Raw genomic sequence first — 17324 nt, forward strand, 5'->3', positions numbered from 1 at the left:
CTGACCGGCGTCGACGGTCGGAACCCCTCCCGCGGGACCCTCTCGCGCCCGCGCGATCAGTTCGCCATTCTGTGGTCGATCGTTCACACGGGCCGATAACCTTCACTCAACGTCCGGGCGCCAACATGCCGCGAGCCGCTCGACCCGCCACGCCGAACCTGTGACCTACACCGCCGGTCTCGTTGCCATCCTGGCGGTCGTCTGGCTCCTCCTGTCGGGGTACTTCGACAAGCCGCTGCTTCTGGGCCTCGGCGCCGTGTCGGTCGCGTTCGTCGTCTTCATCTCCCTCCGCATGCGGATCGTCGACGATGAGGGTTTGCCGATCCAGCTCCCGGCGGGGCTCGTCCGCTACCTGCCCTGGCTCGTTGTCGAGATCGTAAAGGCGAACGTTGACGTCGCCCTGCGCATCGTGAAGCCGGGCCTGCCGATCCGTCCCCGCGTGATCCGCGTGCGTGCGGGTCAGCGCACGGATGTCGGCCGCGTCATATACGCCAACTCCATCACGCTTACGCCCGGCACCGTGACGATCGACACGGAGGGCGACCACATCACGGTCCACGCCCTGACGGCGGAGGCGGCCGAAGGCGTCCTCACGGGCGAGATGGACCGGCGGGTCACGCGGATCGAGGGGCCCGGATGATCCTCGCCGCCGCCGTCGCCGCGATCATCGTCACAATGGGGCTCGCGCTCGTGCGGGCGGGGAAGGGGCCGACGGTCTTCGACCGCATTCTCGCGCTGAACATGTTCGGCACGAAGACGGTCCTCCTGATCGCCGTGATCGGGTTCGTGACGGACCGACCGGACTTCCTCGACCTCGGACTCGTGTACGCCCTCATCAACTTCATCGGCGTCATCGCCGTGCTCAGGTTCTCCAAGTACGGGAACTTCGCCGATCCGGACCGCGAGAGAACGTCATGACGCTCGAGATCGTGAGTTCCGTACTCGTGATCGCCGGCGCGATCTTCGCGGTCATCGGCGGGATCGGCATCGTCCGCCTGCCCGATTTCTTCTGTCGCATCCACGGAGCGGGGATCACGGACACGCTGGGGGCGGGGCTGATTCTGACGGGGCTGATGTTCCTGTCGCCCGACTGGATCGTGGCGGTGAAGCTCCTCGCGATCCTCGTCCTGCTCTGGACCACGAGCCCCACGTCCACTCACGCGCTCGCGAACGCGGCGCTCGAGACCGGGCTTCGGCCGGGCGTCGATGAGACGGAGGAGGCGCCATCGAGTTCGTAGCCCTCGAGGTCCAGATCGTCACGGCGCTCCTTCTCACGCTTCTGTGCGCGACGGCCGTCGCGGTCGTACGCATGCGCGGCCTGTTCGCGGCCGTGATGCTGATGGGGATCTACAGCTTCCTCGGCGCCTCCTGGATGCTCCTGCTCGATGCCCCCGATGTCGCCTTCACGGAGGCATCCGTCGGCGCCGGGATCTCGACCATCCTCGCGCTCGCCACTCTCGCGCTGACGACGCGCAAGGCGAAGACCCCCGTTCGACGACCCGCGCTCCCGCTGCTCATCGTCGCTGTCACCGGGGCGGCCCTCGTCTACGGGACGCTGGACATGCCGCACTTCGGCGATCCCGAGGCTCCGGCCAGCAACTACCCGCATCCGTCCTACGTCGAGCGCACGGAGCACGACATCCACGTGCCGAACGTGGTCACGGCGGTACTCGCGAGTTACCGAGGCTACGACACGCTCGGCGAGACCGTCGTGATCTTCACCGCCGGGATCGCCGTGCTGGCTCTCCTGCGCGGGAGCCGCAAACGCCGCCCCATGGGCGGAGGAGAGGAGGACGCGGGATGACGGACCACACGATCCTGCGGGTCGTCAGCAAGCTCCTGCTGCCGTACGTCCTCCTCTTCGCGCTCTACGTGCAGTTCCACGGCGATTACGGTCCGGGCGGCGGCTTCCAGGCGGGCGTGATCTTCGCGGCCGGCTTCGTGCTCTACGGGCTCATCTTCGGGCTCACCGCGGTACGCCGCGTCGCTCCGGCCCGCATGATCGAACTCGTCATCGCGACCGGCGTGCTCGTCTACGCGGGCACCGGCGTCGTGACGATGCTCATGGGCGGGAACTTCCTCGACTACGACGCTTTGAACCCCGCGTACGCCGCCGACGGGCAGCACTACGGAATTCTCGTCGTCGAGCTGGGCGTCGGGATGACCGTCGCCGCGGTGATGATCGCGGTCTATTCGACCTTCGCCGGACGAGGGCGGGCATGACCGAGACCGTCGTCGACGCCGTCCTCGGCCTCTACAACTACTGGGTCGTCATCTTCCTGATGATGATGGGGTTCTACATCGTCATTTCGCGCGGCAACCTCATCAAGAAGGTCATCGGGCTCAACATCTTCCAGACCTCCGTCTTCCTGTTCTACATCACGGTCGGGAAGGTGAGCGGGGGGACGGCGCCGATCACGGACGAGGGGCTGGAGGTCTACAGCAATCCGCTCCCGAGCGTCCTCATCCTCACCGCAATCGTCGTGGGCGTGGCGACGACCTCCGTCGCGCTCTCGCTCGTCGTGCGCATCCGCGAGGCGTACGAGACCATCGAGGAGGATGAGATCTACGAGCAGGACGAGGCGCGATGATCGAGGCGATCCAGGCGCAGTTGCCGGTCCTGCAGGTCGTCATCCCGATGCTCGCGGCGCCCCTCTGCATCATCCTGCGGCGGCGCTCGCTGGTTCTCCCGTTCGCGATGGGCGTGTGCTGGCTCACGTTCCTGGTTTCCGTCGCCCTTCTCGGCGACGTGCTCGAGGCGGGCGTCATCAGCTACGCACTGGGGGGCTGGGCGGCGCCGTGGGGGATCGAGTACCGGGTCGACGCGCTTGCCGCCTTCGTCCTCCTCTTCGTGTCCGGGATCGCCGCCCTCGTCCTGACCTACGCGCCACGCTCCCTCACCGACGAGATTCCGGCCAGCCGGCACTATCTCTTCTGCACCCTCTATCTCCTCTGCCTCACGGGGCTGCTCGGCATCGCGATCACCGGCGACCTGTTCAACGTGTTCGTCTTCCTCGAGGTCTCGGCGCTCTCCTCCTACGCACTCATCGCGCTCGGGGGCCGCCGGCAGGCGCTGCCCGCGGCGTTCCAATACCTGGTGATGGGCACGATCGGGGCCACGTTCATCCTCATCGGCATCGGTCTCATGTACCAGATGACCGGCACGCTGAACATGGCGGACATGGCGGAGCGGCTTCCCGCCGTCGAAGGCGTGCGGACCGCGCTGGTCGCCTTCGGCTTCCTCACCGTGGGGATCGCGCTCAAGATGGCGCTCTTCCCCCTCCACGTCTGGCTGCCGAACGCCTACGCGTACGCGCCATCGGTGGTGAGCGCCTTCATCGCGGCCACGGCCACGAAAGTCTCCGTCTACATCCTGCTGCGCTTCATGTTCAGCGTGTTCGGCCTCGAGTTCTCCTTCGAACAGCTCGGGCTTGGACGCGCGCTCATGCCGCTGGCCCTGGCCGGGATCTTCGTCGCCTCCACGGCGGCGATCTTCCAGCGCAACGTGAAACGCATGCTCGCCTACTCCTCGGTCGCGCAGATCGGCTACATGGTGCTCGGCATCAGCTTCGCGACCGCGACGGGACTCACGGGCGGCATCGTCCATCTGTTCAACCACGCGCTCATCAAGGGCGGCCTCTTCATGGCGATGGGGTGCGTGATGCTGCGGCTGCACTCCGTCGACCTCGATGACATGGCAGGGATCGGGCGCGCGATGCCGTGGACGATGGCCGCGTGGGCGCTCGGAGGTCTCGGCCTCATCGGGGTGCCGGCGACGGCCGGCTTCATCAGCAAGTGGTACCTCATCCAGGCCGCACTGGAACAGCACAGCCTCTTCGTCGCCGTCCTCCTGCTCCTCAGTTCGCTCCTCGCGCTCGTCTACGTGTGGCGCGTGGTCGAGACCGCCTTCTTCCATGAACCGAGCGAGCGGTCGCGCGAGGCGCGCGAGGCCCCGCTCGCCATGCTCGTTCCGACCTGGGTGCTGCTCGGGGCCACGGTGTTCTTCGGCATCTATACGGCATACTCCGCGGGCGTGGCTGAGCAGGCGGCCGAGGCCGTGCTGCGAGGGCTCCCGTGAGCGGCATGGTTCCGATGTACTGGGCGCTGGTGATTCCGCTCGCCGGCGCCGTGCTCATCGCGACGGTCGGTCGCTGGCCCAACGTCCGGGAAGCCGTGACGCTCGCCACCGGCGCGGCGCTCTTCTGGTTGGTCGCGTCGCTCCTGCCGCACGTCCTCGCCGGCACGACCCCCGGGGTCCTGATGGTGCGGCTGCTCCCCGGCGGCCTCTCCCTCGTCCTCCGGCTGGAACCCCTCGGCATGCTCTTCGCCCTGGTGGCCTCGGGGCTCTGGATCGTCACTTCGCTCTATTCGATCGGCTACATGCGGGGACACGGGGAGGCGCACCAGACGCGGTTCTACGTCTGCTTCGCGGTCTCCATCTGCGCCGCCATGGGCGTGGCGCTCGCGGGCAACCTGCTCACGCTGTTCCTGTTCTACGAGGTGCTGACGCTCTCGACCTACCCGCTCGTCTCGCACCACGGGACGCCGAAGGCGATGAAGGGCGCCCGCACGTACCTGGGGATCCTCGTCACCACTTCCGTCGCCTTTCTCCTCCTCGCGGTGGCGTGGACCTGGGTCCTCGCGGGCACGCTCGACTTCCGCGTCGGGGGGATTCTGGCCGGACGGGCGAGCGACGGCGTCCTCCTCGTCCTGCTCGCGCTCTTCGTCTTCGGAACGGGGAAGGCCGCCCTCATGCCGGTCCACCGCTGGCTTCCCGCCGCCATGGTGGCGCCGACGCCGGTGAGCGCGCTCCTGCACGCGGTCGCGGTCGTGAAGGCCGGCGTATTCACGATCATGAAGGTCGTCATCTACGTCTTCGGCCTCGACCTGCTGACCACGACGGGGATCAGCGTCTGGCTCATGTACGCCGCCGGCTTCACGGTCATCGCGGGCTCGCTCGTCGCCATGGCGCAGGACAACCTCAAGCGGCGCCTCGCCTACTCCACGGTGAGCCAGCTATCGTACATCGTCCTCGGGGCGGCGCTCGCGAATGCCTGGGGGGTCGTCGGCGGCAGCATGCACATCCTGATGCACGCCTTCGGCAAGATCACCCTCTTCTTCTGCGCCGGCGCGATCTACGTGGCGGCGCACAAGACGGAAATCAGCGACATGCGCGGGCTGGGCCGCGCCATGCCGATCACGATGGCGGCGTTCCTCATCGGGGCCCTCAGCGTCATCGGCGTCCCGCCCCTCGGCGGGAGCTGGAGCAAGTGGTATCTCGCGCTCGGCGCGCTGGACGCCGGGCAGATCCTCTTCGTCGCCGTCCTCATGGTCAGTTCGCTGCTGAACATCGCGTACCTCGTCCCGATCCCCATCCGGGCGTTCTTCTCGAAGCCCGCCGATGGGTCGGACCCGCCGCGCTTCAAGGAGGCGCCGGCGTTCTGCGTCGCGGCGCTCTCGTTCACGGCGCTCGGCTGCATCGTCCTCTTCTTCCTCGCGGACGATGTGTATCGCCTGCTCGTCCCCCTGGGCGGAGGGTAAGCCATGGCCTCGGACAAGCACGACACGGGCGGACCGGTGAAGGATCGGGGCCGGCACTACTTCGACGACCCGAGGCGCTGGAAGCGCCTGATTGCGATCCTGATCGTCATCTGCGCGGTGGTCGTCGCGCTCGATCTCGTCAACTTCGTCCAGATGCGGATGGGATGGCCGGAACTGCGCCACCCGGAGCGCGACTGGGAGGGCTTCCCCGAGTTCTACGCCGTCTACGGCTTCCTGGCCTACACGGCGATCGTCTACACGGCGAAGCTGCTCCGAAAGGGCGTGATGCGGGACGAGGACTACTATGATCGGTAGCCTCCCTCCCGCCGCGGTCATGATCCTGGGGGCGCTCTTCGTGCCGCTCTTCCGGGGCCGTGCGCGCACGGGCTGGGTCCTCCTCCTGCCCGCCGCGAGCCTCGCCGCGCTTCTTGCGCTTGGGGAGGGGGAGTTCGGGCAGGTCTCGATCTTCTCGTACGAGCTGACCCTCGTCCGGATCGACGGGCTGAGCCGGATCTTCGGCTGGCTCTTCCACATCGCGGCCTTCATCGGGCTCATCTTCGCGCGGCGCGGAGGAAGCGCGCTGGAAGATGCCGCGGCGCTGGTCTACGCCGGCGCCGCCGTGGGAGCCGTCCAGGCCGGCGACCTGATCACGCTCTTCGTGTTCTGGGAGCTTCTGGCGTTGAGTTCCGTCTTCCTCGTATGGGCGCGCGGCACGGAACGTTCCTACCGGGCGGGGATGCGCTACCTCATCGTCCAGGTCGGGTCGGGCGTCATCCTGCTCGCCGGGATCATCGCCCACGCGCGGGCCACGGGGTCCGTCGCCTTCGACCATCTGGGGACGGAGACGCTGGGCACGAAGCTCATCCTGCTGGGCATCGGGATCAAGGCGGCCTTCCCGTTGCTCCACAACTGGCTTACGGACGCCTATCCCGAGGCCACCTACAGCGGCGCCGTCTTTCTGAGCGCGTTCACGACCAAGGTCGCCGTATACGCCCTGGCGCGGGGATACCAGGGCGAAGATCTGCTGATCTGGGTCGGCGTCGTCATGACGATGTTCCCGATCTTCTACGCCGTGATCGAGAATGATCTGCGCCGAGTGCTCGGCTACAGCATGATCAACCAGATCGGCTTCATGGTGTGCGGCGTCGGGATCGGCACCGAGATGGCCGTGAACGGGGCGGTCGCGCACGCCTTCAACGACGTCCTCTTCAAGGGACTCCTCTTCATGTCGACGGGGGCGTTGCTCTACCGTGCGGGGACGACGAAGTGCAGTGAGCTGGGCGGCCTCTACAAGAGCATGCCGAAGACGGCGGCGCTGTGCATCGTCGGCGCCGCCTCCATCTCCGCCTTCCCGCTCTTCAGCGGGTTCGTGAGCAAGTCGATGGTGATGGCGGCCGCGCTGGAGCAGAACCTCGATATCGTGTGGCTCTTCCTCCTCTTCGCCTCCGCCGGCGTGCTGCACCACGCGGGGATCAAGATCCCGTTCTACGGCTTCTTCGGGCCCGATTCCGGGATCCGCACGAAGGAGGCGCCGACGAGCATGCTCATCGCGATGGGGATGGCGGCCTTCCTGTGCGTCTTCAACGGGACGTTCCCGACCTGGTTCCTGTATCCGAACCTGCCGTACGAGGTGACGTACGTGCCGTTCACCTCCGCGCACGTGATCAGCCAGCTGCAACTGCTCTTCTTCGCCGTGCTCGCCTTCGTGTGGCTCCGGCTCTCCGACCGTGAGCCGCACGAGCTGCCCTCGACGAATCTGGATGCGGACTGGTTCTATCGCCGCTTCGGCAGGGGACTGGCGCTCGCCGCCGGAGGCGTCGCGTCGCGGCTGCGGGCTGCCGTCGCGGCGCGCACCGTGGTCGCGGCCGGGGACGTGATCGGATCGGCGCGGCGCTACATGGGCCCGAGCGGCGTGTTGGGGCGCACCTGGCCCACCGGCACCAACGTCATCTGGGTCGCCATCCTGCTCCTGGTATTCCTGCTCCTCTACTACGCAAGTACGCCCGGCACGAGCGCCCTCCCGCCGCCATGACGGAGTCCGGTGCGGTGCGGATGGACGGGGCTCGGAGTTCGAGCGCCAGGGCCCTGATCGAGTCCATCCTCGCCGACTCGGAGGCGATCGTCGCGCTCGGCGTCACGCTTGAAGACCTGGGCGACGACACCGCCGTCCTCCGGATGACCATGCGTCCCGACCTTACCCGCGACGGCACGATGTACCACGGCGGTCCGGTCGCCTCGCTGATCGACATCGCCGGGGACATGGTCGTCGCCGTGCGAGCCGGGGGCGGGGTTCCGACCATCTCGCTGCGGGTCGACTACCTGCGCCCCTGCACCGGCCCGTACCTGCTGGCCACGGCCCGCCTGCGGCGCTACGGCCGCACGATCTCGGTGTCGGACGTCGACGTGCACGACGACCAGGGGCGCCTCTGCGCGGTGGGACGCGGGACCTACTCGTCGCTGGCGGGCTGATGCGGTGAAGGCGGTTCTCTACGACGCCCACGGCGACGCCGATCAACTCCACGTGGGCGAGGTCCCGGACCCCGAACCCGCGTCCGGGGAAGCCCTGGTCCGGATCCGGGCCTGCGGGCTGAACGGCTTCGATCCGATGATGCTCGGCGGCACGACGGGGCTGCGGGTCCCGCTCCCCATGACGCCGTGCGGTGACGCGGCCGGAGAGATCGCGGGTTTCGGACCCGGGACGGACGCAGCCGGACGGCAGGTCGGGGACCGCGTCATGATCGACCCGTTGCTCGAGAGCCGCGGCATGCTGGGCGAGAAGGCCCCCGGCGCGGCCTCGGAGTACCTTGCCGTCCCTCTCGAGAACCTGCTGCCGATTCCCGACGGCGTCGCGTTCGAACAGGCCGCCGCCCTCCCGGTCGCGTACGGTACGGCGCTGCGCATGATCGAGCACCGGGCCCGGGTACAGCCGGGCGAGACCGTGCTGATCCTGGGCGCGACGGGCGGCGTGGGCTGCTGCTGCGTCCAGCTCTGCAAGCGCATCGGAGCGCGGGTCATCGCCACCGGCGGTTCCCGCTGGAAGCTGGAACGGCTCCAGGCGCTGGGCGCGGATCATGTTCTGCCCTCGGGCTCCGCCGAACTCGTGAGGCAGGTGCGGGCGATCGCGGGCCGGCCCCGCTACCACGATCCCGACGCCGGCGGCGTGGACGTGGTGATCAACTACATCGGCGGGCCCACGTGGGCCGACAGCCTGAAGGCGCTGCGCTTCCAGGGCCGCATGGTCACCTGCGGCGCGACCGCCGGCTACGACCCACGCACCGACATCCGCTACATCTGGAGCTTCGAGCAGTCGATCATCGGATCGGACGGATGGAGCCGCGAGGGGCTGGCGCGTCTGCTCGACATGGTGGCCGGCGGCGACCTCGACCCGGTGATCCACGCCGTCCGTCCGGTCGACGAGATCCGCACGGCGATGTGCGAACTCATGGAGCGGGCGGTATTCGGAAAATCGATTCTGACCCCGTGAACTATCCGATCGCCCGCAAGATCCCGCGGGCGGTCCTGGACGCCGAAGCCGACCGGCTGGCGGAGCTCGCCGGCGCGCCGGCGCACCGGAAGCTCGGCGGGTACGCCCGTCTGGCCGGGCCGGGGTTCATGGGGGCGGCGCTCACCCTCGGCGCCGGTACGCTCACGTCCTCGATGCTGTCGGGCGCCACGTTCGGCTACCGCACCCTGTGGCTCATCTGGCTGAGCGCGGGTCTGGGCCTGTTCATGATGGCCGCGATGGCCCGCTTCACCTGCCGAGGCGGCTTCCGCGTCATTCCGGTCCAGAACCGGCGTCACTCGTGGGTCATCGGGTCGCTGATGACCGGACTCGTGGGCACCGCCGCGGTCGCCGTGATCTTCAACTTCGGCCAGGTCGCGCTCGGCACCCATCTCATCGAGTCGCTGGCGCCGTTCGCCGGCTTCGCGTTCCCCGCCGAGTACAACTGGCTCATCTACTGCGCGGTCACGAGCTGGCTCATCCTCAGCTATGGGCGTCGAGGCGGCAGGGGGACGCGGCTCGTCGAGGCGGTCATGAAGGGCGGCATCGCCGTCATGATCCTCGCTTTCGGAGCCGTCCTGCTGCTTGTGGGCGTGGACTGGAGCGCGGCGGCACGTGGCTTTTTCGTGCCGTGGCTGCCCGGCGGGGGTGAGGGTCTGGACCTCTTCATCGCGTCGTCCGCGGCGGCCGTCGGCGTCATGGACTGGGTGTTCTTCCATTACGCGGGACTCGGCCGGGGCTGGGGGCGGAGGCACGAATCCCTGGCCCGCTTCGATCTGATCGCCGGGCTTTTCCTCCCGTTCGTGGTCATCAACTTCCTGATCATCGGAGTGTTCGCGGCGACGCTGTTCCCTCAAGGGATCACGCCGGACTCGGCGCCCGAACTGGCGGCCGCGCTCATGCCCCTCCTCGGGCCCACCTGGTCGCAGATCCTGTTTTACGCGGGTTTCCTGGCCGTGCCGATCACGACGACCGTCGGGATGAGCCTGGCCGGGGCGATGGCGGTCCACGAGGCCTTCGGCTGGGAGCCCGACACGTCGTCGTGGCGCTGGAAGGTCAGTGCGCTGCTGCCGCAGGTCGCCTTCCTCGCCGCCTGGAACGCCCGTCCGGTCTGGCTCGTGATCGCGATCGCGGCGTTTCTCTCGCTGGCGAACAACGTCGTCGGATGGTCGATGTACCTCCTGCTGAACGACCGCGAGCTTCTTGGCGCGGACCGATGCAGGTCGTACCTGTGGAACGTCGGCATCCTGCTGCAGGTGACGCTCCTGAACGCCATCGCCGTCACGTACGTCTTCAACCGGCTGGGATGGTGGCGATGAGCATGGTCGACCGGTTTCTCGAACGACGCGTCGGACCGTGGTCGGGGCGCGTCTGGGGACTTGTCCTCAATCTGGCCGCGAACGCGGTGGCGCTGTGGGGTGTCTCGTCGGTCATGCGGACGGGAAGCGGCTGGACCTGGGTCGTCGTTGGCAGCGCGGCGACGGCCGCCTGCATCTCCGCCCTCGCACGTCCCGCGCGGTCCCGGGGTTCGGGCGAGTGACCGGCCCCGCGCCGGCCGCCACCCCCCGCGACCGCGATGCCAACCTCGGATACTGGCTTCGCGACGCCTCCGACGCCTTCCCGAACCGGGTCGCGCTGATCGACCTGTCGCATTCCGTCCCCCGCGAGGTCACGTACGCCGAACTCGACGAGCGGATGGATCGCGTGGCCAACCTCCTCTCGGATGCCGGCATCGGGATGGGCGACCGCTTCGCGCTGAGCGTCGGCAACCGCTTCGAATTCGTCGAAATCCTCTTCGGGGGAATGCGCTGCGGGGCTGTCCCGGTACCCCTCAACTTCAAGCTGTCGGAGGCGTCGCTCGCCTATATCGTGCGAGACGCGGCTTGCCGCGCCGCGTTCGTCGAGACCGCGGTGACGGGGCGCTCGGCCGCGGTCGTCGAACGGTCGGGGATCGAGAGACGGTGGGACGTGGGCCGCGCGGGCCGGAAGCTCGAGGGGGGAGGCGCCGGCTGGCTCGACTACGAGAGCGCCCTCGCCGGATCGTCAGCCCGGTTCGATCCGCCGCGGCTCGGCGCCGGCCACCCGGCATTTCAACCCTACACGTCGGGATCGACCGGCAGGCCGAAAGGCGTCGTCCTTTCCCATGAAGGACAACTCTGGTGGGTGCGCTGTCTGCGGAAGTACTGGCCGTCCGACCCCGGCGACCGGGCTCTCGTCGCCGTCCCCTTCTACCACAAGAACGCGATGGCCGGGGCTGTAAAGCCCTTGCTGCAGGCCGGGGCCTCGGTCGTCGTCCTGCCGGGCTTCTCCCCGGAATCCTTCCTGCGGACCCTCAGCGAGTACCGCTGCACGCAGGTCGGCGCCGTCCCCGCCGTGTTCGCGATGGCCCTCGATCACGCGGATCTGATCGCGGAGCTGGATTTCTCGGCACTTCGGAAGGTCACGCTGGGGTCCGCCCCGGTGCAGCCCGAACTGATGCGCGCGGTCGAGCGGGCGTTCGACGTCGAAGTCGGCGAGAGCTACGGGCTCACCGAAGGCGGGCCGGTCATGATCGGGCCGGCGCCCGACGGACGCCCGACGCCGAGGGGAAGCTGTGGCGCGGCGTGGCCGGAGGGAGAGATCAAGCTCGTGCGCGACGGCAGCGCAAACCCCGAATACGGAGAGCTGTGGGTCCGGAATCCCGGCGTCACCACCGGCTATCACAACCTCCCCGAGGTGAACGCGGCTCGAATCCGGGACGGCTGGCTCGCCACGGGCGATCTCTTCTTCCGGGACGGAGAGGGCTTCTACTACTTCCGCGGCCGCACCGACGACATGTTCAACTCCGGTGGCGAGAACATCTATCCGAAGGAGGTGGAGGACCTGCTGCTGTCCCATCCGGATGTCCTCGACGCGGCCGTCGTACCCGTGCCCCACGCCCTGAAGGGTGCGGTCCCGGCCGCGGCGGTCACGCTCGGCACGGGGGCGAGCGTCACGGCCGAAGCGCTCAAGCGGTACACGCTCGAGCGGGGGCCCGCGTACGCGCACCCCAGATGCATCGCGATCGTGGAGGAGATGCCGCTCACGGGGGTGGGGAAGGTCGACCGGGCGGCGATTCTCGGCGTGCTCGGACACGCGGAAGCGGACGCGGAGTGAACCCGCCGCTCGTGGTCGGGGCGCGGCGGTCCCCCCTGTCGCGGGTGCAGGCGACCTGGGTGGGAGAACGGCTGCGCGAACGCTGGCCGGAGGTGCCCATCGAATACCGGTTCATCTCCACCGCCGGGGACCGGGATCCCGGGACGCCGCTTCCGGAGATCGGGGGCAAGGGGCTGTTCACGGAAGACCTCGAACGCGCGCTCCGGGAGGGAGACATCGACGTTGCGGTGCATTCCCTGAAGGACCTTCCGGCGGACCTTCCCGATGGATTGATGCTGGGCGCCGTCCCTTCCCGGGAAGATCCACGCGACGTGCTCGTCATCCGCGATTCGGTGGTTTCCGCGCCGCGGGACGCGGACGGCTGCCGCCTCCTGCGACGTCTGCCCGCCGGCGCGCGCGTCGGCACGTCATCGCTGCGCCGCGCCGCGCAACTGCTCGCCGCCCGAACCGACCTCGACCCGCGGCCGATCCGCGGGAACGTCGACACCCGGCTCCGCAAGCTGGAGGACGGTCGCTTCGAGGCCTTGATCCTGGCGGCGGCCGGGCTCCGGCGCCTGGGCCTGTGGCCCCGCGGCGCATACGTCCTGGACGATGGCTGGCTGCCGGCCCCCGGACAGGGTGCGCTCGGGCTCCAGTGTCGAGCCGGCCAGGACGGCATGGCCACCCGCGTGCGAGCGCTCGACGATCCGACCGCCCGTCAGGAGGTGACAGCGGAACGGGCGCTCCTGGCGGCGCTCGAGGGGGGGTGCCGGGTCCCCATCGCGGCCCGCGCGTCGCTGCGGGGGGAAGACCTGCTCCTCCGCGCGGCCGTCTACGACGTGGACGGTGGCCCGCCGGTCGAAGCCGCCGAGACGGGGTCCGCCGCAGCGGCCGTCGCGCTCGGGCGGCGCCTGGCGGAGCACATGCTGGAGGCGGGGGCGGCCCGCCTCGTGGAGCGGGCGCGGCGGCTCAGCCCGTGAGGCGACGCGAACCGTCTCCCTGGTATCCGTACACGAGGGTCACGCATCCCGGCGTCGCCTGCGGGCAGTAGTAGCTCAGGATCCTCAGCTTCGCGTAACGCCCCTCCGCGGTCCGGATCACATACGTCTCATCCTTCGGTTCGAGTAGGTGGGAGAAGAACCCGTACCGATACCAGCGTTCGAGTCCGGGCGTCGCCGGGCCATCCCCCAGCGCACCCTCCGTCGTCGCGTAGCCGGACGCCGGAGCCTCGGTCACGGCCTCCCACGGCGCACCGATGGTGATGGCCCCGCCGGCCCCCGGGTATCCGGTTCCGCCGTTCACGACCACGTGGTACCGGTTGAGGGCGAGATCCCAGCCCGCGAGCGGCCCATCGACCGCGCTCCTCTTGTCGAAGTCGAAGTGGACCCATCGCGAGCCGTCCCGCGCATCGATCGTCACGGTGTCCACCACGAACCCAGCCAATGGAGGCTGCGGGGCGATGGGCGTGGGGATGAACGTCAGCGGATCGGGCCTCACGAACGAGCCGGCCACGACGACGACGATGACGAACAGGAACGCGGCACCCGCGGCGTACAACACGACCGGCCGGCTTCCGCCCGCCCGTTCCTCGCGCCTCACCGCCCCCGTTGCCATGGAGAGTCGTGCCGCGCGCCGCTCAGGAACCTGGCCAGGTTGGCGAGATAGTAGGCCAGACCGGCCGCCAGGAGCGCGAAGATCACTCCGAGCGCGAGCGCCCCGAGGTTGCCGGCGCTCGCGAAGATCCGGAACTCCCACGCGGCGAACACGGCGCAGAAAACGATGGCCGTGGCGATGAGGAAGCGGTGAAAGCCGATGATCGACATGAGACGTCCGTTCACGGTGGACGGCGGTAGAACTGTCACACATCGTACGATGGCGGGGCGAACCTCGAAACTTCGTCTCGGTGACGCTGTTGACCCTTCACCGGCCCGGTGGGAGCTTCCACCCCCGATGAATTCCGGAATCCGCACCTATCGCGAAGTCGACGAACTGCACTCGGATCTGCCCGATCAGATGGCGGCGCAGGATGAGCGCGTGTCCGCCCGGCTGGCGGCGGTGGCGCGGGTCGTCGCCGTGATGAGCGGCAAGGGCGGGGTGGGGAAGAGCCTCGTCTCCGCCCTTCTTGCGACCGCGTTTGCCCAACGCGGGGATCGCGTCGGCCTGATCGACGCGGATCTGAACGGCCCCAGCGTTCCCCGCCTCCTCGGCATCGAACCGGGGACGCTGGTGGAGGGGCCGGACGGACTCGAGCCGCCCACTTCCGGGGCGGGCGTGCGCGTCATGTCGATGGGGCTCCTCCTGGAACCGGAGCGGGCCCTCGCCTGGCGCGAACCCATCGACGCCGGTTTCGTGTGGCGCGGCGCCCAGGAGCGCGGCGCCCTGCGGGAGTTCCTCGCGGATGTCGCCTGGGGGGAACTGGATGTCCTGCTCGTCGACCTGCCGCCGGGTACCCAGCGTCTCGCCGAACTGCACGCCCTCGTCCCCCGGCTGGCGGGAATCCTCACGGTCACGATCCCGAGCGCCGCCTCGCGCGATTCCGTGGCCCGCTCGCTGGACATGGCCCGGACACGCGGCGTGCGCCTGCTGGGGGTGGTCGAGAACATGTCGGGAGTCCTCTGCGACGCCTGTGGATCTCTCGTCCCGCTGCACGTCGGAGACGCGGGCGAGGCTCTGGCGGGCGGATTCGACGTTCCGCTCCTCGCCCGGCTTCCCTTCGACCCCGCCCTGGGGGCCGCGGCCGACGACGGCGATCTCGAGTCGTGGGTGGCCGGGCCGGGGCCCGCGGCGGAGGCGCTCGGGCGCCTGGCCGACAAGCTGTGAAGTTTCTCTGCCTGGAATGCGACCGGCAGATGGCGTTCGACGAACGCGCCGTGCCGGGAGACGGCACGATGGCCGCTGTCTTCAAGTGTCCCGCCTGCGGGCGGAAGACGGCGATGCTGGCCAACCCCATGGAAACGCAGCTCGTCAGTTCCCTCGGCGTAAAGGTGGGCGGCCGCACGGTGCCCGACGCGAATTTCGAGGGCATCCGCAGCGGGGTCGCCACCGGCAGGGACGAAGCCTTCGAGTCGCCCCCCGAGGCGAGCGCGGGGCCCGTCCGGTGGAGCGTGGAGGCGGTGGAGCGGCTCGGCCACGTCCCCTCGTTCGTGCGGGGAATGGTGAAGAAGATCTACAACGAGTACGCGAGGGAGCGGGGGATCGAGGAGATGACCCCGGCCGTCATGGACCGCGCGCGCTCCGATCTCGGATTGGAGGGGATGTGACGGAAGGCGCTCCGGACCCGCTGCTCGAACGGGAGGTTCACGGCGTCCGCGCGGTGGTGGACCGCGACCTGTGCGTGGGGTTCGGTGACTGCATTGAGGAAGCGCCGGAGGCGTTCGATCTCGACGAGGACGGCGTGGCCGTGTTCACGACCCCGGAACACGCGTCGCGAAAGCGTTTCCTGGAGGCGTGCGCGTCCTGCCCGGTCGACGCGATCACCGTCTGGGAGGACGGGATCGAGATCGTCCCTTGAACCCCGACGCCGTTCCGCCGCTCGTCGCGGCCCGGGGCGTCAGCTACACGTACCCTGATGGGAGCCCCGCCCTTCGCGAACTCTCGCTCGAGGTCCGGAGCGGGGAACGACTCGGGCTCCTCGGCCCGAACGGGTGCGGCAAATCGACCTTTCTTCGACTCCTCGGAGGCGACAGGGTCCCGGGCCTCCGGCGAGATGTCTCGGTGGACGGCGCCCGTCAACGCTGGCTCGCGCCGGACCAGCCGGCTCTGCGGCCCTGGCTCAGCGGGCGCGAGAACGCCGCCGCGCTGCTCGAACTTCACGGCGACCGCCCCGCGGAGGCGCGGGCCGCGGCCGACGCCTGGATCGAGCGTTTCGGCCTGTCGGGCGATGCGGACCGTCCGGCAGGCGCTTATTCGAGCGGGATGCGCCGACGCCTCGCTCTCGCGGTCGCGTTCGGCGCGCGGTCCCGGTTGCTCCTCCTGGACGAACCGCTGGCCGGCCTCGACCCCGGGGGCCGCACGGCGTTCGCCGCCGCGCTCGCCGACCATCGGGCCGCCGGAGGCACCGCCGTGCTTTCCGCCCATGACCCCGGCTTCGCCGCGGAGCACTGTGACCGCGTGGCGTTCATCGTCGACGGACGTTGCGAGGTGGCGGACACTCCGGCCCGGCTACTCGAACGGATCGGGATCCGCCCACGGGTCGAGATCCGCTTCCCGGCGGGAGGGCGTCCCGACCGCGATGCCCTCGGGCCCGCCCCGGACGGTGTGCGCCCCGCCTCCTGGGGGGAAAGCCGCCTGCTCCTCGAGGTCCGGGACCCGAGCCGCGCGCTCCCGGAGACGCTTGCGTGGGTGCTGCGCACCGGAGCCTCCGTCGTCTCCGTGGATGTCCGGGAGCCCGGCCTTGCGGACGCCTTCGTGATCCTGACGGGGCGGGATCTAGAAGAGACCGCGGAGGACACCGCGTGACGGTCTGGCGTCTGGCGTGGCGGTCGGCTCTCAGGCGGCGGCGGCTCTTCGCCTGGAACGTGGCCGTACCGCTCCTCCTTCTCACCCCCGTAGCGTTGAGTGAAGCCGCGGCGCCGCACCGGGTCGCCGTGTTCGGCGTGTTCATCGTCTTCTTCGGCGCGTTCGGCTCGGCGATCCCGGCTGTGCGGGATTCACGGGACGGCTGGCTCGACGAGATCCTGCGCGCCGGGTATCCGGCCCTCCGCTGGCTGCTGGAGAGGACCCTGGCCGGAACCGCGATCGACACGCTGCAGCTCGTCCCGACCCTGCTCGTCCTCCTGTGGTCCGCCGGAGGCCTGCGGGCGGCCCCCCTCGTTCTTTTGGCGACCCTCGGAACACTCTGGTTCGCGAACCTCCTGGGCCCCCTCATCGCCGCCGCCGTCCGGTCGCTGGCCGAGGCCGCCCTCGCTTCCGCGGCCCTTTCCCTTCTCCTGCTGCACTTCGCCGGCTTTTTCCGGACGCCCGCGCCCGGCTGGACATCTCTCGTCGCCGACTGGAATCCGTACACCCCGCTCCGGGCCGCTCTGGGGGCGGCCGTCGGGCCGATGTCCATGGACGATTCGGTGTGGCTTCGCAGCCTTCTCGTCGCGGCCGGCGTCACCTTCGGGGCCGCGATTTTTGCCGCGGATTGGAGCCGCCGCCTCCGCTGGCCGAGGACTCTCTAGACCGC

At 69.4% G+C, this 17324-nt stretch carries 23 protein-coding genes; 21 read left to right on the forward strand and 2 right to left on the reverse strand.

Going from position 1 to position 17324, the window contains the following annotated elements:
• The first annotated feature begins 160 nt into the window (after positions 1-160).
• From RN901_RS09640 to hemC, 16 genes are all read left to right on the forward strand, one after another.
• A complete protein-coding gene (locus tag RN901_RS09640; protein WP_310758063.1) occupies positions 161-640 on the forward strand; it encodes a Na+/H+ antiporter subunit E in 480 nt (159 codons plus the stop codon).
• Positions 637-918, forward strand: coding sequence for a monovalent cation/H+ antiporter complex subunit F (locus tag RN901_RS09645; protein WP_310758064.1), 282 nt, complete (start codon positions 637-639; stop codon positions 916-918). The genes RN901_RS09640 and RN901_RS09645 overlap by 4 nt, the downstream gene beginning before the upstream one ends.
• Positions 915-1238 (forward strand): monovalent cation/H(+) antiporter subunit G, encoded by a 324-nt coding sequence (gene mnhG, locus RN901_RS09650; protein ID WP_310758065.1) that lies wholly within the window; start codon positions 915-917, stop codon positions 1236-1238. Before RN901_RS09645 ends, mnhG begins: the two co-directional genes overlap by 4 nt.
• A 71-nt stretch (positions 1239-1309) precedes the next feature.
• Positions 1310-1804, forward strand: coding sequence for a DUF4040 domain-containing protein (locus RN901_RS09655; protein WP_345782376.1), 495 nt, complete (start codon positions 1310-1312; stop codon positions 1802-1804).
• Positions 1801-2223 (forward strand): Na(+)/H(+) antiporter subunit B, encoded by a 423-nt coding sequence (locus RN901_RS09660; RefSeq protein WP_310758066.1) that lies wholly within the window; start codon positions 1801-1803, stop codon positions 2221-2223. Before RN901_RS09655 ends, RN901_RS09660 begins: the two co-directional genes overlap by 4 nt.
• A complete protein-coding gene (locus tag RN901_RS09665; RefSeq protein WP_310758067.1) occupies positions 2220-2591 on the forward strand; it encodes a cation:proton antiporter subunit C in 372 nt (123 codons plus the stop codon). Before RN901_RS09660 ends, RN901_RS09665 begins: the two co-directional genes overlap by 4 nt.
• Entirely contained in the window at positions 2588-4078 is a 1491-nt protein-coding gene (locus RN901_RS09670; protein WP_310758068.1) for a monovalent cation/H+ antiporter subunit D family protein, read from the forward strand. The genes RN901_RS09665 and RN901_RS09670 overlap by 4 nt, the downstream gene beginning before the upstream one ends.
• The gene (locus RN901_RS09675) at positions 4075-5541 is read left to right on the forward strand and encodes a monovalent cation/H+ antiporter subunit D family protein (RefSeq protein WP_345782377.1); all 1467 of its coding nucleotides are present in this window, start codon (positions 4075-4077) and stop codon (positions 5539-5541) included. The genes RN901_RS09670 and RN901_RS09675 overlap by 4 nt, the downstream gene beginning before the upstream one ends.
• Positions 5542-5544: 3 nt before the next feature.
• The gene (locus RN901_RS09680; protein ID WP_310758069.1) at positions 5545-5856 is read left to right on the forward strand and encodes a hypothetical protein; all 312 of its coding nucleotides are present in this window, start codon (positions 5545-5547) and stop codon (positions 5854-5856) included.
• Positions 5846-7573 (forward strand): Na(+)/H(+) antiporter subunit D, encoded by a 1728-nt coding sequence (locus RN901_RS09685; protein ID WP_310758070.1) that lies wholly within the window; start codon positions 5846-5848, stop codon positions 7571-7573. Before RN901_RS09680 ends, RN901_RS09685 begins: the two co-directional genes overlap by 11 nt.
• Positions 7570-8010: a PaaI family thioesterase gene (locus RN901_RS09690; RefSeq protein WP_310758071.1), complete on the forward strand. Its 441-nt coding sequence runs from the start codon at positions 7570-7572 to the stop codon at positions 8008-8010. The genes RN901_RS09685 and RN901_RS09690 overlap by 4 nt, the downstream gene beginning before the upstream one ends.
• 4 nt (positions 8011-8014) lie before the next feature.
• Entirely contained in the window at positions 8015-9025 is a 1011-nt protein-coding gene (locus tag RN901_RS09695; protein ID WP_310758072.1) for a zinc-binding dehydrogenase, read from the forward strand.
• Positions 9022-10362, forward strand: coding sequence for a divalent metal cation transporter (locus tag RN901_RS09700; RefSeq protein WP_310758073.1), 1341 nt, complete (start codon positions 9022-9024; stop codon positions 10360-10362). The genes RN901_RS09695 and RN901_RS09700 overlap by 4 nt, the downstream gene beginning before the upstream one ends.
• A complete protein-coding gene (locus RN901_RS09705; RefSeq protein ID WP_310758074.1) occupies positions 10359-10583 on the forward strand; it encodes a hypothetical protein in 225 nt (74 codons plus the stop codon). Before RN901_RS09700 ends, RN901_RS09705 begins: the two co-directional genes overlap by 4 nt.
• Positions 10580-12178, forward strand: coding sequence for a class I adenylate-forming enzyme family protein (locus tag RN901_RS09710; protein WP_310758075.1), 1599 nt, complete (start codon positions 10580-10582; stop codon positions 12176-12178). The genes RN901_RS09705 and RN901_RS09710 overlap by 4 nt, the downstream gene beginning before the upstream one ends.
• A complete protein-coding gene (gene hemC / locus RN901_RS09715; protein WP_310758076.1) occupies positions 12175-13137 on the forward strand; it encodes a hydroxymethylbilane synthase in 963 nt (320 codons plus the stop codon). Before RN901_RS09710 ends, hemC begins: the two co-directional genes overlap by 4 nt.
• Here the strand turns inward: hemC and RN901_RS09720 are convergent.
• Both RN901_RS09720 and RN901_RS09725 read right to left on the reverse strand, forming a co-directional pair.
• Entirely contained in the window at positions 13127-13771 is a 645-nt protein-coding gene (locus tag RN901_RS09720; protein WP_310758077.1) for an HmuY family protein, read from the reverse strand. The genes hemC and RN901_RS09720 overlap by 11 nt on opposite strands.
• Positions 13753-13980, reverse strand: coding sequence for a hypothetical protein (locus RN901_RS09725; protein ID WP_310758078.1), 228 nt, complete (start codon positions 13978-13980; stop codon positions 13753-13755). Before RN901_RS09725 ends, RN901_RS09720 begins: the two co-directional genes overlap by 19 nt.
• Positions 13981-14107: 127 nt before the next feature.
• Between RN901_RS09725 and RN901_RS09730 the strand changes: the two genes are divergently transcribed.
• The 5 genes from RN901_RS09730 to RN901_RS09750 are packed head-to-tail and all read left to right on the forward strand — an operon-like array spanning position 14108 to position 17319.
• The gene (locus RN901_RS09730) at positions 14108-14977 is read left to right on the forward strand and encodes a P-loop NTPase (protein WP_310758079.1); all 870 of its coding nucleotides are present in this window, start codon (positions 14108-14110) and stop codon (positions 14975-14977) included.
• On the forward strand, positions 14974-15417 hold the full coding sequence (locus tag RN901_RS09735; protein ID WP_310758080.1) for a PCP reductase family protein: 444 nt from the start codon (positions 14974-14976) through the stop codon (positions 15415-15417). Before RN901_RS09730 ends, RN901_RS09735 begins: the two co-directional genes overlap by 4 nt.
• On the forward strand, positions 15414-15668 hold the full coding sequence (locus RN901_RS09740) for a ferredoxin (RefSeq protein WP_310758081.1): 255 nt from the start codon (positions 15414-15416) through the stop codon (positions 15666-15668). The genes RN901_RS09735 and RN901_RS09740 overlap by 4 nt, the downstream gene beginning before the upstream one ends.
• Positions 15665-16615, forward strand: a complete 951-nt coding sequence (locus RN901_RS09745) for an ABC transporter ATP-binding protein (RefSeq protein WP_310758082.1) — start codon at positions 15665-15667, stop codon at positions 16613-16615. The genes RN901_RS09740 and RN901_RS09745 overlap by 4 nt, the downstream gene beginning before the upstream one ends.
• The gene (locus RN901_RS09750) at positions 16612-17319 is read left to right on the forward strand and encodes an ABC transporter permease (protein WP_310758083.1); all 708 of its coding nucleotides are present in this window, start codon (positions 16612-16614) and stop codon (positions 17317-17319) included. The genes RN901_RS09745 and RN901_RS09750 overlap by 4 nt, the downstream gene beginning before the upstream one ends.
• The last annotated feature ends 5 nt before the right edge of the window (positions 17320-17324 follow it).

It is taken from the genome of Candidatus Palauibacter soopunensis (assembly GCF_947581735.1).
In the GTDB taxonomy this organism is placed as follows: domain Bacteria; phylum Gemmatimonadota; class Gemmatimonadetes; order Palauibacterales; family Palauibacteraceae; genus Palauibacter; species Palauibacter soopunensis.

Excerpts from the sequence above, each read along its gene's own strand:
- RN901_RS09655 (WP_345782376.1), top strand. The coding sequence starts at position 1,310 with ATGCGCGGCCTGTTCGCGGCCGTGATGCTGATGGGGATCTACAGCTTC.
- RN901_RS09690 (WP_310758071.1), top strand. The coding sequence starts at position 7,570 with ATGACGGAGTCCGGTGCGGTGCGGATGGACGGGGCTCGGAGTTCGAGC.
- RN901_RS09685 (WP_310758070.1), top strand. The coding sequence starts at position 5,846 with ATGATCGGTAGCCTCCCTCCCGCCGCGGTCATGATCCTGGGGGCGCTC.
- mnhG (WP_310758065.1), top strand. The coding sequence starts at position 915 with ATGACGCTCGAGATCGTGAGTTCCGTACTCGTGATCGCCGGCGCGATC.
- RN901_RS09665 (WP_310758067.1), top strand. The coding sequence starts at position 2,220 with ATGACCGAGACCGTCGTCGACGCCGTCCTCGGCCTCTACAACTACTGG.
- RN901_RS09730 (WP_310758079.1), top strand. The coding sequence starts at position 14,108 with ATGAATTCCGGAATCCGCACCTATCGCGAAGTCGACGAACTGCACTCG.
- RN901_RS09645 (WP_310758064.1), top strand. The coding sequence starts at position 637 with ATGATCCTCGCCGCCGCCGTCGCCGCGATCATCGTCACAATGGGGCTC.
- RN901_RS09720 (WP_310758077.1), bottom strand. The coding sequence starts at position 13,771 with ATGGCAACGGGGGCGGTGAGGCGCGAGGAACGGGCGGGCGGAAGCCGG.
- RN901_RS09680 (WP_310758069.1), top strand. The coding sequence starts at position 5,545 with ATGGCCTCGGACAAGCACGACACGGGCGGACCGGTGAAGGATCGGGGC.
- RN901_RS09705 (WP_310758074.1), top strand. The coding sequence starts at position 10,359 with ATGAGCATGGTCGACCGGTTTCTCGAACGACGCGTCGGACCGTGGTCG.
- RN901_RS09725 (WP_310758078.1), bottom strand. The coding sequence starts at position 13,980 with ATGTCGATCATCGGCTTTCACCGCTTCCTCATCGCCACGGCCATCGTT.
- RN901_RS09670 (WP_310758068.1), top strand. The coding sequence starts at position 2,588 with ATGATCGAGGCGATCCAGGCGCAGTTGCCGGTCCTGCAGGTCGTCATC.
- RN901_RS09660 (WP_310758066.1), top strand. The coding sequence starts at position 1,801 with ATGACGGACCACACGATCCTGCGGGTCGTCAGCAAGCTCCTGCTGCCG.